We start from the raw sequence: 13,336 nt of genomic DNA, 5'->3' as shown, positions 1-13,336 counted from the left end.
TTTACGGCGATAAACGGCTTCTGGATCACGAGGACCGCGATTTTTCGCGCTGTGATCCAGAACGGCGGGCGCCGCGTAATATTCCCCATGAGCCAGTATGACGCCAGCATATCCAACCTTTTGACACGCAAACGCGTCGCCATCGTCGGTACCGGCATAGCCGGCCTGTCGGCGGCGTGGATGTTGAACGACCATTACGACATCACCGTCTTCGAGAGCGAAGCCGAGATCGGCGGTCACAGCCACACCATCAATGTCGGCACGGAGGCCGATCCTTTGTGGCTCGACATGGGTTTTATCGTCTTTAACGAGCCCTGCTATCCCAACCTGGTCAAGCTGTTTGCCCATCTCGACGTTGAGCATCAACTCAGCGACATGTCGTTCGGCGTCTCGATCGACAAGGGCTCGCTGGAATATTGTTCGCTGGGCCTGCGGGGTCTGTTCGCGCAATGGCGCAATCTGATCCGTCCGCGCTTCCTCAGCCTGTTGCTCGACATTGTGCGCTTTTACCGTGAGGCGCCGAAGGACCTGAAGGCGCGCACCCACGACGGCTATCGCCTGGGCGACTATCTCAGGGATCGCAATTACGGCCGCGCCTTTATCGACGATCACTTGTTGCCCCAGGCGGCGGCCATCTGGTCGACCAGCGCCGCCCAGATCATGGACTACCCGTTCCGCGCCTTTATCACTTTCTTTGAGAACCACGGCCTGTTGCAGATCCTGGACCGCATCCTGTGGCGCAGCGTGGTGGGCGGTGCCCAGGCCTATGTCAAAAAGCTGATCGCGCCGTTCCGCGACCGTATTCGCACCAAGATGGCCATACGCAGCGTATCACGCCTGCACGGAGGCGTGCTGGTCACCGACCAATATGGCGAGGTCCACGTTTTCGATGAGGTCGTCTTCGCCACCCACGCCGATGTCACGCTGAAAATCCTCGCCGACCCCACGCCGGCGGAAAAGCGCACTCTGGGTGCGTTCAGCTACACCTCCAATGAGGTCGTGCTGCACACCGACACGGCCTTTATGCCGAAGCGCAAGGCGGCGTGGTCAAGTTGGAACTATATGGGCGAGCGCAACGCCTCGAACGAACAGCAATTGTGCGTCACCTACTGGATGAACCTGCTGCAGGTCCTGAAAACCAAGCAGGACTATTTCGTCACGCTTAATCCCACCCACGCCATCGACGCGGCCAAGGTCATCAAGCGCACCGTGTTCGAGCACCCGCTATTCGATTCAGCGGCGATCGCGGCGCAGGATCACCTCGGCGATCTGCAAGGGGTCAATCGCACCTGGTTCTGTGGCGCCTATTTCGGTTCGGGCTTCCACGAAGACGGCCTGCAGTCGGGCCTGGCCGTGGCCGAGGCCATGACGGGCGAGCGCCGGCCGTGGGACTTCGACTGGAGCAAGAGCCGCATCCAGTGGAACCCGTGGGAAACGACAGAGGTCCTGGAGGCCGCCGAATAATGCAAACGGGCATCTATACCGGTGAGGTCGTGCATCAACGGTTTGCTCCGAAGGCGCACCGGCTGAGTTATCATATTTTCCAGGTCATGCTCGATCTCGACCATATGGACGACGTCAAGACGCGGCTGTTTTCGCGCAATCGCTTCAATCTGTTCGGTTTTTACGATAGCGACCATGGCCCGGACAAGGCCACCAGCCGCGAGGCGCCCTTGCGCGAACGCGTGACAGAACTGTTGGTGACGCACGGTTTGTACGAACCCGGCGACCGGCTGTTTTTGATGGCCATGCCGCGTGTCCTGGGCTTCGTTTTCAACCCGATCAGCCTTTATTTCGCGCAAAGGCGCGACGGTACGATGCGGGCCGTCATCTATGAGGTCAGCAACACCTTCGGTGACCGCCATTCCTACGTCTTGCCGGTGCACGGCGCCGCGAAACGCATCCGTCAGAATAGCGAAAAGAAGCTGCATGTCTCGCCCTTCATGGACATGAACATGGCCTATGAATTCGACCTGATCGCGCCGGAAAGTACGTTTGCCCTGAAGATTCAGTTGCGGCAGCAGCAGAACGACAGATCGTTGCAGGACATGTTGTTCGCCGGCTTTACGGCAACGTACGAACCCTTGCGCGATGCGGCCCTGGCTCGGCTGTTTGTGGTTATGCCGCTGATGACGCTCGGTGTCGTCATCGGCATCCATTGGGAGGCCTTGCTTCTTTTCATCAAAGGCATGAGATTGAAGCCGAAGCCGCCGACAGCCAAGTCGAGCGTAAGTGTGAGCGGGTAATGACTGTGACGAAACGCGGCCTGTTAGGGGCTCTCGGTTTAGGCGGCATGGGCGCTCTGCTCGCCGGCTGTAACACCTTGGCCCTGTTCAATAATCTGACACCGAAGGATGGCGGTGTCACCCGCATCGCCCACAACATTCCGTTCGGTGAAGACCCGCGGCAAAAATACGACGTCTATGCCCCGATCGGCGCTGTCAACCTGCCGATCCTGGTGTTTTTCTACGGCGGCAACTGGAACAGCGGCTCGAAAGACGATTACCGCTGGATGGGTTATGCCCTGGCCTCCATGGGCTATGTGGTGGCCATACCCGATTATCGCCTGGTGCCGACAGTGCATTATCCGACCTTCCTCGAAGACAATGCCGCGGCTGTCAAACATATCATGGCCCATGCCGGCGATTATCATGGCGATGTCTCGCGCCTGGGCTCAATCGGCCACTCCGCCGGCGGTTACGAGGCGGTGATGATGGCGCTCGACCCGCGCTATCTGGGTGAGCCCTCCCCGCTCAAGGTCTGTATCGGCATATCGGGACCGTATGATTTCTATCCGTTCGACGTGGCGGCTTCGATCGACGCGTTCGGTCGTGCCGACAAGCCGCTGGAGACTCAGCCGATCACCTATGCGAGGAAGCTCGACACGCATTTTCTGTTGATGCAGAGCCGCGCCGACAAGGTGGTGGGCATGCAGAACATCGCCGGCCTGGAGCCGAAACTGACGGCTGCCGGAACGGATGTGACGGTAAAATATTATGATGGACTGAGCCACCAGGACATGGCGGCTGCGTTTTCGATCCCGTTCCGCCATCTCGGGCCGCTCTATGCCGATGTGAAGGCCTGGCTGGCCGCGCATTTATAGAGGTATGTCCGCAGATTGACGCAGATTAAAGCGGGTGATTTTTCAGAGCCTCACTGACCGGCACTTGTAGCCGAAATGTTTTACGGACATGATGCCGACATGGGATTTTGGCACCATCTTATTGCGAAATTTGGGAGGACAAGCGTGGATGTCAGTCCTCCGCGAGTGGGAGGCTGCGGATTGTGTGGACGCCCCGCAAACGTGAGCCTTGATCCCATGTCGATGGACTGTGGAGGGGGAGATTGTTGGGGATGTATGTGCCAAATCGAAGCGGACATGTTTGGAGACCCTGAGTCCATAGCCTTGGTCGCAAAGGAGATTAGGTGGGGTTGGCGGGAAGCAGACGGGAGCCCTAAGCCTCAAGCCTTCTTTCTAAATGGCAATCCCAGCTTTATTCATGTGCGTTGGCTGCACAATCTTAATACCGAGCCCGTCGAACTTTGGAGCGAACTCAACGCGCAACGAGAAGAAGTACGGAAATTGGAAATTTGGCAAGATGGCCGCATAGGCTACGCGGTCGGAAAAGTTGAGGTTGGCGGATCGCGGCTTAGCGAAGGGACGGTTCCTTACTGGAATGACATAGCCCACAAGCCGGAATTTGAATTACAAGAAATCTCACGCTTTGCTTTTGAAACGTGCTGGGATTCAAAAGTTGGCGCCCATAGGAATGAGGTCAAGTGATCTAGTCTAGAGCTCCCATTCTTCGCCGGGCCGAAGGCCATCCATCCGTGCCTTATCCGTGGCAAAAAACCTTATTCCACCAGGCCATGATGCCGCAGCAATTCATCCTGGCTCGGCAGGGGATCGATCCAGGCCTGGATCTGGTCGCGCAGCCGCCGTAACCCGTCGCGCAAGCCTTCCCGGCTCGGGCCATCCAGTAACGGACTGTGACCCAGCGGCATCGGCCCCTGCCCCACCATGATGGCCAGCCACGATGTGCCGGCAAAGGTCTCCTCGGCCTTGTTCAGCAGCATGCCGCGTTCGCGAAAGATCTCCAAGCGCTGGCGTAAACTATCGGGGATGTCCATGGTGCGGACATGGTTCCACAGCGCGGAATCGTCACGCTCGGTCAGGTGATAGTGCATGATGATGACATCGCGCACGACATTGTAATCGTCGCTCATGCGCTGATTGAAGACGTCTATATTGGCGGGTGTGAAGGCCTTGTCGGGGAAGTGCGACAACAGCTTGGTGATGGCCGACTGGATGAAATAGATGCTGGTCGATTCCAGGGGTTCGATAAAGCCGCTGGACAGGCCGATGGCGACGACATTCTTGTCCCAGGTCTTGTCGTAGCGGCCGGTGCGGAACTTGATCAAACGTGGATCGGCGAGCGCCTTGCCTGGCACCGCCTTGACCAGGATGTCGGCGGCCTTTGCCTCGTCGAGGTGCGACGAGCAGAAGACATGGCCGTTGCCGACGCGGTGCTGCAAGGGAATCTGCCACATCCAGCCGCCTTCGGTGGCCGACGACATGGTATAGGGCTTGCGACTACCGCCATGTTCACACGGCATGGCCCAGGCGCGATCCATGGGAAGCCAGTGGCTCCAGTCGAGCCAAGGCGCTTTCAGCGTCTGGCCCATCAACAGCGAACGGAAACCCGAGCAATCGACGAACAGATCGGCGGACAGGGTCTCGCCGGATTTTAACGTCAGTGTGCGGACGAAACCATTTTCGGGATTAAGTGCGATATCCGTGACCTCACCGGCGACACGGGTGACACCGGCCGCTTCGGCGATCAGGCGCATATAGGCGGCATAGAGGCCGGCGTCGAAATGATAGGCGCTGTTCAACCGCGCATAGGGCGAGGCCGGATTGGGATCCTGGATCGTCACCTTGTTTTTCAGAGCGGCCAGGGCGCACATCGAATAGGCGTCGAGCCGGTCGGCGCCGTCAGGGTCGAACACGCCCGCCTGCACCAGGGTCAGCCAGGCCTGATGGAACTGGCCAATCTCGGCGCCGGCGCCGTAGACACCGAACGGGTGGAAATAGCTGTGGCCGATACGGCGCCAGTCGTTGAACTGGATGCCCAACTTGAAGGTCGCCTTGGTCGCCTTGAGGAATTCGCCCTCGGGGATATTGAGTAGGTCGTTGAATTGCCGGATCGACGGCACGGTGGCCTCGCCGACGCCGACCGTGCCGATATCCGGCGACTCGATCAGGGTGACTTTCGTGCCGCCGGCCAGGTTGCGGCCAAGCGCCGCCGCGGTCATCCAACCGGCGGTACCGCCACCCAAGATAATGACCGAATCGAGGTGCCGGGTGGTCATGCGGCGGCCTTCGCAAACCGGTTCAGAAAGGCCGCATGATCGGGCAGGCTGCCGGCGGCGCGATTGATGATGGTCTTTAGATTGGCCATGACCTCGTCGATCTGGGCATCGCTCAACACCCGCGTCAAAGGCGAGGCGGCGCGCGGCATGATGCCCTGACCCAACAGGACCTGGACCCAGCTCATCTCCTTGAACAGGTCGTCGGGCTCGATCAGGACGCGACCGTGCTCCTCGAACAGGGCGATCTTGTGCGCCAGGCTGTCGGGGATGTCCATGGTGCGGACATGGTTCCAAAACGGGCTGTCGTCGCGTTGCGTCGCCTTATAGTGCAGGACGATGAAGTCGCGGATCAGTTCGTATTCGCGCTCGGTCTGCTTGTTATAATGGGCGATTTCCAGCGGGTTGAAACTCTTGTCGGGGAACAGGGTAAGGAAGCGCGTCACGCCCGATTGTGCCAAGTGGATGCTGGTTGATTCCAGCGGTTCCATGAAGCCCGCGGCGAGGCCCAGCGACAGGCAGTTCTTGACCCAGGATGTCTTGCGCCGGCCGGTAACGAAGGACAGAACCCGCGGATCGGCGAGCGGCTCGCCGTCGAGATTGCCCATGAGCTTGTCGGTGGCGGCTTCGACCGAGGTAAAGGCCGAAGAGAAGACATGACCATTGCCGATACGGTGCTGCAACGGAATGCGCCATTGCCAGCCGGCATCGTGAGCGGTCGAACGCGTAACGGGCGTCAATGGCATGACCGATCTACACGGCACCGCGACGGCGCGGTCGCACGGCAGCCATTTCGTCCAGTCTTCGTAACCGGCATGCAGGGCGTCTTCGATCAACAGGCCGCGGAAGCCTGAGCAGTCGATAAACATATCGGCTGCGATGATCTCGCCGCTCTGTAATGTCACCGACTCGATAAAACCGTCTTCGGAACGCAGGTTAACGCCGGTGACGCGGCCCTCAGTGCGGACGACACCCGAGGATTCGCAGATGGCACGCAGGAAACGGGCATAGAGGATAGCGTCGAACTGATAGGCGTGGACCAGGCCTTCGAGCGGCGAATCCGGGATGCGGTCGACGCGGGTAAAGCGGTTCTGGCGGGCGGCCTGCTGATTGAAGCAGTAGTCCCACAGCGAGCCGGCATTGGCGGCGCCGTCGAGGTGGCGCTTCAGCCAGTATTGGTAAAACGGCAGGATGCCGAGGTTATAGCCGAAGGTGCCGAACATGTGGGTATAGGCATGGCCGCATTTATACCAGTCGCGGAACTCGATCCCGAGCTTGATCGTGCCCTGGGTGCGTTTCAGCATCTCGTTTTCGTCGATGCGCAGGAACTGGTTGAGCGCCAGCATGGTCGGGATGGTGGCCTCGCCGACGCCGACCGTACCGATTTCCTCGGACTCGACCAGGCGAATAGCGACCGAGTCGCCCAATCCCCGTTTGAGCATGGCGGCGGCAATCCAGCCAGCCGTGCCACCACCGATAATGGCTATGTTTTGAAGGACTTCCGCCATGACTGTTCCCCGGATTATTTTTGTACAGTGCCATAGGCCTTATACAAAAACACCTGCCGATTTCACAATCGGCAGGTGTCCTTTTGTTACGCGAACTGAGGTTTAGTAGCGGTAGTTGATACCGAACAGGTAGGTCGCACCATAGCTTTCCTTGCGGATCACGTGGTTTTGCTGACCCTTGCCCTGATACAGAACGAAGGGCTCGTTGTTCAGGTTGGACGCCGAGAAGGACAAGGAGACGCCCTTCAGCGGACCGTTCTGGAAGGCATAGCCGATCTGGGCATCATAGACGGATTCCCCGAGGACCCACTGGTTTTCCAGCGTGTTGGTGTAGTTCGGCACTTCACCGAGGAAGTCGCCGCGGTAGCGATTGCTGATCCGCGCCGAGAAGCCGTACTTTTCGTAGTAGACCGTCGTGTTGATGACCTTCTTGGACAGGCCCGGCACGTCGATATTGCCGTTGCCGGTCGGATTGACGGCGCTTTGGTTGAACGAAGCGCTGACATACATACCGAAGCCATCGAGCGGCGCCCACAGAACTTCACCTGGGAGCGAGGCGGTAAATTCGAGACCCTGGATATGACCGCCGGAGCCGTTGTCCTGTTGCGAGGACAGGCCTTCACGCTGAGCATCCGCCTTGGAGCAGGTTGCGGGCGTGCAGTAGGCCGGCAGGGCTACGCCGGTATAGTCGTGGATCGTCGTTTGGTTGAAGATGAAGGTGTCGATGTCCTTGTAGAAGAATGCACCCGAGACATAACCCTTACGGCCGAAGTATTTTTCGAGCGAGATGTCGAAATTGTTGGCCTTCCAGGGCTTCAGGTTCGGGTTACCGCCGCCGCCGTGCCAGAACACCTGGTGGCCATTGACGGTATCGGTGCCGGGGTTACCGGTATCCGAAGTAACGCTGTAACCGGTACCGGCGGCCATATCGTCCATACGGGGACGGGCGACGGTCGTGCCGGCGGCGATACGCAAGGTGGTGTCGTCGGCGATGGCGAAGTTCAACGAGATCGACGGCAGCAGGTCGGTATAGTCAGTGCCGCCCGTAACCGGGGCGAAGTTGCCGTCGCCGGTGGTGTACAGCGACGTCGCCTTTTGATCGGCATGTTCCGACATCAGGCCGACGTTACCGGTCAACGGCACGCCGAACAGGGTCGTGTCGATATTGGCCTTGACGTAGAGATAGTCGATCTTTTCCTTGACCGCCCAGGTCTTTTGCAGCGAACCCGTGGTGGTGTCTTCGGCGAAGTTGAAGAAGCCGGATTCGTACAGGCCCAGGGCATCGTAGGAGATCATGCCCGACGTATTGCCGAGGAATGTCGCATCGGTCGTGCCGGTACGGTAGGCATCCGGAACGACGGCCGTGGCGCTGGTGCCCTTCAGACCGATATAGCCTTCGAGGCCGACCTTAGATTTGGAATGCTCGGTGTGAGCATAACCCAGGCTGACATCGCTGAAGATGCCACCGCTGAAGCGACGGGTCGCCGCGGCCTTGACCGCCTTGATTTCGTCTTCGATATGCGGAACCTTGACGTAACCGGCGCGGTTGGCGATCGGGCCACCCCAACCACCGGGATCGGTCAGGAAGACCTTGCTGAAGTCGCTATAGTCGAGGACGCCGTGCAGGGTGGTGGTGCCGTCGGGGTTCTGGTCGAAGGTGATGGTGTCATTGGCGCCGGCGCCGCTGGCGCCCGTGCCCGCCGTCGATTCGATCAGGGCGTCGTCACGCACGACCTTCGAGGTCGACACGTCGCCCATCAGGGACCACTTGTCGCTCAGCTCATAGGTGGCGTTGACGCCGAACGAGTCGAGCTTAGCCTTGCGGCGGTTGATGTAGTTTTCGACGACCGAGTGAACGTCGTTGAAGACACCGTGCTGGATGAAGTCGCCGCTGGTGGTGTAGCCGGGTTGCAGATGGTTGGCGCCCCAGGCCAGCGGATATTCGATGCGTTGGATGCGTTGCAGTTCGTCGAAGTCCGAGTGATAGCCGTCAACGACGACGTGCAGTTGATCGTTCGGCTTGAATTCCAGAACGCCCATAAAGCCGTCACGGGTCAGGTTCGAGGAATCGACCGCGTCCTTTTCACCACCGGTAATCTTCAGGTTCTGATCGGCCGGGAGACAGGCGCCGCAGTTCGGGAAGCCCCAGGATTCCTTCTTTAGGGTCTGGTAAGGCGAGTCGGTGTGGGCGAAGCCCAGGGCCAGGCCGATGGTCTTGTCGGCGAACTGGTCGATATACATGGCGGAGAAACGGTTGCCCGTGTTCTTCATGCCACCGACGGCCGCATCTTCACTGTTTTGTTCGCCACGCAGGTTGAAGGCGAAGGCGCGCTTGCCGAAGGCCAGCGGACGGACGGTTTGCAGGTCGGCGGTACCGGCCAGACCTTGGGCGACCATGCCGGCGTTCGGGGTCTTGTAGACCAGGACCTGCGAGATCAGTTCGGACGGATACTGGTCGAATTCGACCGAGCGGTTGTCGCTAGTCGAGACCTGCTCGCGGCCGTTCAGGGTGGTCAGGGTGTAGTCGGGGCCGAGGCCGCGAACCGACAGGCTCTGGGCGCGGCCGTTGGTGCGCTGGGCAGCGATGCCGGGCAGACGCGCGATCGATTCCGCGATCGAGGCGTCGGGCAGCTTGCCGATGTCTTCAGCGGAAACCGCTTCGACGATTTGCGAGTTCTTCTTCTTGGCCGAGATGGCGTCCTGGATACCCTTGCGGATACCGGTGACGACCACCGTGGTCGTGTCGTCGACGGCGGCAGCGGCAGTATCTTGGGCGAAAGCCGGGACCGCGACGGCACATGCCGTCACGAGGGCCACAGTGGCGCCGCAGGTCAGCAAGTGCGATCTGAACAGACCCCTTGCATTACGACCCTTTGAATTAAGCATTCGAGTTTCCTCCTGGTGTTGCGTTTGACAATCTGACGCGGTTTTTCGTTTTGCTCGGAAACCGTCGTCTGTAGAATCTCAACCCTTGGCGTTCTGACGTCGCCTCATGACGCGACTATCTATCCGAGGCCGTAGTTTTTGCAAGGCTTTGCAAAATTTTGCACTGATTGACGTGAACTATTTGTAATTATGTGGCTTTGAAGTGACGCATATGCGGCTAATTGTGGCAATTGTCTGACTAATGACGCTAATTTCTCTATTATTGCGGCCTGCAAGGCGGCCATCTTCGCCACAATTGTTTTTGACAGTTTATGCAAAAACTTGCAAAAAACTGCAAAATTGTCCCTCGTTAACAATAAATCCGATGTGACAGCGCTTACCAACGGTGATTTTTGCCGCACGCGCATCGTGGTAGCGCTACCTCAGGCCAGGCCCCTCATGTGTGGCGCGAAAGAAACAGCGAGTTCCGCTTATGCACCGGCCGGCTAAGCCGCTATGCTGCGGCGAAAACCGTTAGCTTACGAGCAGCCGCAGCGACGTGTACGCTTGTACACGAGCAAGGCCGCGCAGGAAGATGACGTGTTTGCAGCCCGGCAGAGCGAGCTTAGCCTCCGCAGGATTCGCGGACGACCAGCTCCGTTGCCAGTATCTCGGAGTGGGTCTCGTCGTTCGAGATAGAGCCGATCAGTTTCGACACCATCAATTTGCCCGCCCGCGCGAGATCCTGCGAGATGGTGGTGAGCGACGGGTGCGAATAGCTGGCCAGCTGGATATTGTCGTAGCCGACGACGCTGACGTCTTCGGGGACTTTGCGGCCGGCGCGGATCAGGCCGCGGATGGCGCCGACGGCGATGATATCGGAGGCGGCGAAGATGCCGTCGAAGGCGATATTGCGGTTGATGAGGAGTTGCACGGCGGCTTCGGCGGAGGCCATTTCGAAATGGCTGGGGACGACGAGGCGCGGGTCGTGCGGGATGCCGGCTTCGGCCAGGACGTTGAGATAGCCGTTATAGCGTTGTTTCATCTCGGTGCCTTCGGTTTCACCGAAATAGGCGATGCGTTTGCGCCCGAGGCGGACGAGGTGCGAGGTGGCGCGGGTGCCGCCTTGGAGGTTGTTGGAGCCGACCGTGCAATATTTCTGGCCGGGGATTTCCTGGCCCCAGACGATGAATTTGTTGGTGCTGTTGGCCAGGTGGTTGAAGCGGTCGTGGAGGTAGCTTTGGCCGAGGAAGATGACACCGTCGGCCTTGATGCTTTGCATGAGGGTGGCGAGGTCGTTCTGGCTTTTCGGCGTCAGGTGCGAGAGGAGGAGGTCGCAGCCCATGTCCCGCGCGGCTTCACCGACGCCGGAGATCATTTCCTGATAGAACGGATCCGAGAACCGGCCTTCGCGGCCGTGGGGTGGCGGGATGACGATGGCGATGGTGGCCTGGCTGCCGGACATCGACATGGGCATGTCCTGGTTGAGGACATAATTGTGGTCGCGGGCGATTTTCCACACGCGGCGTTTGGTGACGCGGTTGACGGCGGGGCTGTCGTTAAGGGCGCGTGAGACGGTGGCGACCGAGCAGCCAGCGATACGCGCCAGGTCTTCGAGCCTGATCTTGCCTGAGATGTTGTCCATGGTGTCCGCCCTGTATGGGCTTAGGGAACACAATTTTGTCAGTGAAAGCAAGTGGTTTCAGAAAGCTGCAAACGAATGGGGCGTGGGGTCCGCGACCCCACATCTTTCTTCTTCCTGTCTTGCCCTGGCCCAGAAGGGCCAAGGGACAAGACAGGAAAGGGGAAGACTTGGGGCCTCTGGCCCCACGCCCCATAGGTTTTTCATGGTTTCAGAACGAACTCCAGCGGCACAGCAACCCGCACGCGCCAGTCCTTTTCACTATGCTGAGCGCCGTCGTAAATGGGGCTGGCGAACACCGTCTCGTTCCAGCCATGCGCCCGCATCATGGCGGTGATCGCAACATCATACGGCGTGAACAGGCCGTCCAACCCCACCGTCCCCTGGTCGGAATAGACACGATTCAAACCAGGCTTCATGCCCGACCGGTCCAGCCACATGCCCCACGCCGCCGTCAAAACCGCCGTATCGGCGCGAATGTGGGCGTCATCCTTGGCCGGGCTCGCCATCAACCACGGCATCGATAACGACGCCGACGCGCCGAACACCTTCGGATACTGGCCTTGTGCATACAGAGCGATATGACCGCCCGACGACGACCCCATGATCGACGTCCCCTCCGGCCCCGAAACCGTCGCATAGGTCCGGTCGATCATCGGCTTCAGTTCCGTGACCAGAAACTGCAAAAACGCATCCGAATTCGGCACGGCGCCATCCTCGAAGTCGCGCACCCGCTGCCGGTAATCGGCCGGCAAAATGTCATAGACCCGCCGCGGCATATATTCCGCCGTCCGCGCCGGAATATTATCGATCGCCACCACAATCGCAGGCGGCACCTTTCCGTCTGCGATCAAGCCTGGCAAGGTGTCCATGACGCCCCAGTCGACCCCGGCATAGGGACTGGGGTCGAAGATATTCTGCCCGTCCATCATATAGACGACCTTGTAGCGCTTCCCCGGATCATACCCCTCCGGCAGCCACACCTGGACATCGCGCGGCTGGACATATTGCGACGGCACCACCGGATAACGGATCAGGGTGCCGCTCTTCGCCACCTTGCCGGCCAACAGGAATTTCAAGGGAATGTCCAGCCGCTTCGCCCAGGCGCCTTCGCTATGGTTCTCACCCGGGAAGATCTGCGAACTGAAGGCCGGTGTCGTCCAGCCGCGCGCCTTCATGGTCGCCTCGAACGCCAAACTGTATGGCCGGTAATGGCCATCCAGAGTCTCGGTGCCCTGGTCGATATAGATGCGGTTATGCGCCGAACTTAGCCCCGTCGTCGCGACATAATCGGCAAACGCCCTGGCCACCTCCGGCGCATTGGTCTTCGCGTCCGGGATATTGACCCACGGATTGTCCAGCAGCCAATGCATCGACAATGACGCCGAGGCGCCGAACACATCAGGATATTCTGCCTGGGCATAAAACGAGATCAGCCCGCCCATCGACGAACCCATGACATAGGTGTGCGCGGCATCCGACAAGGTCTTGTAAGTCCTATCGATGAAGGGCTTGAGCTCCGTCACCATGAATTTGAGATAGGCGTCCGACAAAGGCTCGCCGCCCCAGTTTTTGGCGATGCGCGCCCGCGCCTCCGCCGGCATGCGGTCATAGATCTTCTGCGGCAGATATTCGCGTCCACGCTTGTCGGTATTGTCGATACCGACGACGATGACCGGCGGCACCGACTTGGCGTCGATCAATTTCGTCAGCGTGTCGCCGATACCCCAGCCGACACCGCTCAGCGATTTTTTGCCGTCGTAAAGCGCCTGACCGTCCTGCATATACAGCACCGGACACGCAGTTGCCTGACAGGCGTCGGGCACCCATACCGTCACATCGCGCGGCTGCACGTATTGCGACGCCATCTGCGCATAGGTGTCGAACTTCGGCGCCGCCAAGGCCGGCGTCGCCAGGACAAACAATAGAAGGCTCAGATAGCGCCACATGG

Annotated in this window: 9 protein-coding genes; 4 read left to right on the top strand and 5 right to left on the bottom strand. The window is 59.5% G+C overall.

Translation table 11 applies throughout. The annotated features are described in order from the left end of the window. Positions 1-87: 87 nt before the first annotated feature. The 4 genes from AC1DX3_RS23195 (at position 88) to AC1DX3_RS23180 (ending at position 3,784) form a co-directional block, all read left to right on the top strand. Positions 88-1,464, top strand: a complete 1,377-nt coding sequence (locus tag AC1DX3_RS23195) for an NAD(P)/FAD-dependent oxidoreductase (protein ID WP_476991732.1) — start codon at positions 88-90, stop codon at positions 1,462-1,464. Next, the gene (locus tag AC1DX3_RS23190; protein ID WP_476991731.1) at positions 1,464-2,246 is read left to right on the top strand and encodes a DUF1365 domain-containing protein; all 783 of its coding nucleotides are present in this window, start codon (positions 1,464-1,466) and stop codon (positions 2,244-2,246) included. The genes AC1DX3_RS23195 and AC1DX3_RS23190 overlap by 1 nt, the downstream gene beginning before the upstream one ends. Continuing rightward, positions 2,246-3,103, top strand: a complete 858-nt coding sequence (locus tag AC1DX3_RS23185; RefSeq protein WP_476991730.1) for an alpha/beta hydrolase — start codon at positions 2,246-2,248, stop codon at positions 3,101-3,103. Before AC1DX3_RS23190 ends, AC1DX3_RS23185 begins: the two co-directional genes overlap by 1 nt. A gap of 255 nt (positions 3,104-3,358) precedes the next feature. Then, a complete protein-coding gene (locus AC1DX3_RS23180) occupies positions 3,359-3,784 on the top strand; it encodes a DUF6881 domain-containing protein (protein WP_476991729.1) in 426 nt (141 codons plus the stop codon). A 71-nt stretch (positions 3,785-3,855) separates the two neighbouring features. Here the strand turns inward: AC1DX3_RS23180 and AC1DX3_RS23175 are convergent, their stop codons facing one another. From AC1DX3_RS23175 to AC1DX3_RS23155, 5 genes are all read right to left on the bottom strand, one after another. Further along, complete coding sequence (locus AC1DX3_RS23175; RefSeq protein ID WP_476991728.1) at positions 3,856-5,373, bottom strand: tryptophan halogenase family protein; 1,518 nt, start codon at positions 5,371-5,373, stop codon at positions 3,856-3,858. After that, complete coding sequence (locus tag AC1DX3_RS23170) at positions 5,370-6,878, bottom strand: tryptophan halogenase family protein (protein WP_476991727.1); 1,509 nt, start codon at positions 6,876-6,878, stop codon at positions 5,370-5,372. The genes AC1DX3_RS23175 and AC1DX3_RS23170 overlap by 4 nt, the downstream gene beginning before the upstream one ends. A 102-nt stretch (positions 6,879-6,980) precedes the next feature. Then, positions 6,981-9,764 carry a TonB-dependent receptor gene (locus tag AC1DX3_RS23165; protein WP_476991726.1) on the bottom strand — a complete coding sequence of 928 codons (2,784 nt, stop codon included), beginning with the start codon at positions 9,762-9,764 and terminating at the stop codon, positions 6,981-6,983. A gap of 604 nt (positions 9,765-10,368) precedes the next feature. Then, positions 10,369-11,388 (bottom strand): LacI family DNA-binding transcriptional regulator, encoded by a 1,020-nt coding sequence (locus tag AC1DX3_RS23160; RefSeq protein WP_476991725.1) that lies wholly within the window; start codon positions 11,386-11,388, stop codon positions 10,369-10,371. A gap of 200 nt (positions 11,389-11,588) precedes the next feature. After that, positions 11,589-13,334 carry an alpha/beta hydrolase gene (locus AC1DX3_RS23155; protein ID WP_476991724.1) on the bottom strand — a complete coding sequence of 582 codons (1,746 nt, stop codon included), beginning with the start codon at positions 13,332-13,334 and terminating at the stop codon, positions 11,589-11,591. Positions 13,335-13,336 lie beyond the last annotated feature (2 nt).

This window comes from Asticcacaulis sp. P2_B1, from assembly GCF_056404915.1.
This window is presented reverse-complemented; position numbering and strand designations above follow the sequence as displayed.

Bases quoted from the DNA above. Each gene is read 5' to 3' on its own strand.
- AC1DX3_RS23195 (WP_476991732.1), top strand. From the start codon at position 88: ATGAGCCAGTATGACGCCAGCATATCCAACCTTTTGACACGCAAACGC.
- AC1DX3_RS23190 (WP_476991731.1), top strand. From the start codon at position 1,464: ATGCAAACGGGCATCTATACCGGTGAGGTCGTGCATCAACGGTTTGCT.
- AC1DX3_RS23185 (WP_476991730.1), top strand. From the start codon at position 2,246: ATGACTGTGACGAAACGCGGCCTGTTAGGGGCTCTCGGTTTAGGCGGC.
- AC1DX3_RS23180 (WP_476991729.1), top strand. From the start codon at position 3,359: ATGTGCCAAATCGAAGCGGACATGTTTGGAGACCCTGAGTCCATAGCC.
- AC1DX3_RS23175 (WP_476991728.1), bottom strand. From the start codon at position 5,373: ATGACCACCCGGCACCTCGATTCGGTCATTATCTTGGGTGGCGGTACC.
- AC1DX3_RS23170 (WP_476991727.1), bottom strand. From the start codon at position 6,878: ATGGCGGAAGTCCTTCAAAACATAGCCATTATCGGTGGTGGCACGGCT.
- AC1DX3_RS23165 (WP_476991726.1), bottom strand. From the start codon at position 9,764: ATGCTTAATTCAAAGGGTCGTAATGCAAGGGGTCTGTTCAGATCGCAC.
- AC1DX3_RS23160 (WP_476991725.1), bottom strand. From the start codon at position 11,388: ATGGACAACATCTCAGGCAAGATCAGGCTCGAAGACCTGGCGCGTATC.
- AC1DX3_RS23155 (WP_476991724.1), bottom strand. From the start codon at position 13,334: ATGTGGCGCTATCTGAGCCTTCTATTGTTTGTCCTGGCGACGCCGGCC.